Annotated in this window: 1 protein-coding gene; it reads left to right on the top strand. The window is 59.0% G+C overall.

The annotated features are described in order from the left end of the window. Window positions 1-1,647, top strand: a 1,647-nt coding sequence (locus tag WP12_RS11800) for a Tn3 family transposase (RefSeq protein WP_152663964.1), incomplete at its 5' end; no start/stop codon positions are given. Between the last annotated feature and the right edge of the window lie 30 nt (window positions 1,648-1,677).

Genomic DNA, 1,677 nt, shown 5'->3' with positions numbered 1-1,677 from the left:
ATTCCGGCGAGATGGCGCAGTTCCGTCATTGATGAAGAGGGGCGCGTAAACCGGATCAGTTATGAGCTTTGTGTCCTCGCGCAACTGCGCGATCGCATCCGTTCTAAGGAAATCTGGGTTGTCGGGGCGGACCGATACCGCAATCCCGATGACGATCTTCCCAAGGACTTCGATGCGCGGCGAGAAGCATATTACACAGGATTGAACCTGACGGCGGATGCGCGTGCATTTTCAAGCGCCATCCGGGAAGAGCTTGCTCAGGAACTGTTGCTCCTCAATGCCAATATTCCCCGGAACGACAAGGTTCGGCTGCTGTGGCGCGGCGAGAACCGTATATCTCTCACCCCGTTCAAACCCTTGCCCGAACCCAGGGGTCTCGCCTCGATCAAGACCGAGATCGGCCAACGCTGGCCGATGACCGGGCTGCTCGACGTACTGAAGGAGGCTGCCCTTGATACGGGACTTCTCGAAGCGTTCGAAACATCGGCCTCGCGTGTTGCACTGCCGAAAACCGCGCTGGATCAACGTCTCCTGCTATGCCTCTACGGCCTGGGAACGAATGCCGGGCTCAAGCGGATCGCCGGCGCCACCCCCGATGTCAGCTATGAAGAGCTGCTGCATGTCCATCGCCGCTTCGTTCATGCCGCGGCGCTCAAGGAGGCGTGTGCCAGGGTTGCGAATGCGACCCTGGCAATCCGCAATGCTGCAGTCTGGGGGGACGCCGGCACGGCCTGTGCGTCAGATTCCACAAAGTTCGGAGCCTGGGATCGCAACCTGATGACGGAATGGCATGCGCGTTATGGTGGACGGGGCGTCATGATCTACTGGCATGTCGAACGACGCGCGACATGCGTCTATTCCCAGCTCAAGCGCTGCTCTTCCTCCGAGGTCGCCTCCATGATCGAGGGCGTGCTGCGCCATTGCACCGACATGGAAATCCAGCGACAATATGTTGATAGTCATGGCCAAAGCGCGGTTGGCTTTGCATTTTGCCGGCTTCTCGGATTTGAGCTTGCACCCCGCCTGAAAGCGATCGCTCGCCAGAAGCTGGCTCTTCCCGATGTCGGCATGCGAACGCGGCTTCCCCACTTGCAGCCGATCCTCTCCAGTCCGATCAACTGGGATGAGATCGAGCAGCAATATGACGAGATGGTCAAATATGCAGCCGCGATGCAGACAAAAACCGCCGACCCGGAGGCGATCCTGCGCCGGTTTAGCCGCTCCGAGGTGATGCACCCGACCTACAAGGCGTTGAGTGAGCTGGGCCGCGCGGTCAAGACGATCTTCCTGTGCCGGTATCTGCGCGAGGAGTCCTTCCGCCGCGAAATTCATGAAGGCCTGAATGTCGTTGAAAACTGGAACAGTGCCAATGGGTTCGTTTTCTTCGGCAAGGGCGGCGAGATCGCCACTAACCGCATCGATGAGCAGCAGCTCTCGGTCCTGGCGCTACATTTGCTGCAAGCGTCGCTTGTCTATGTGAACACCCGAATGCTTCAGAGCGTGCTGGTGGAACCGAAATGGACGGGCCGGATGACGCCGGATGATTATCGCGGCCTCACACCGCTGATTTACAGCCACGTCAATCCTTATGGCCGCTTCGACCTCGATCTGAATAGCCGGATCGATTTTGGGCGGCTTGCTGCCTGACCGGGGCCTTTCCGCTCGCACCATTTGGGT

The sequence above is a fragment of the Sphingomonas sp. SRS2 genome (assembly GCF_000971055.1).
Lineage (GTDB): Bacteria > Pseudomonadota > Alphaproteobacteria > Sphingomonadales > Sphingomonadaceae > Rhizorhabdus.
The sequence above is the reverse complement of the archived record's forward strand: the minus strand, read 5'-3'. Positions and strand labels throughout refer to the sequence as shown.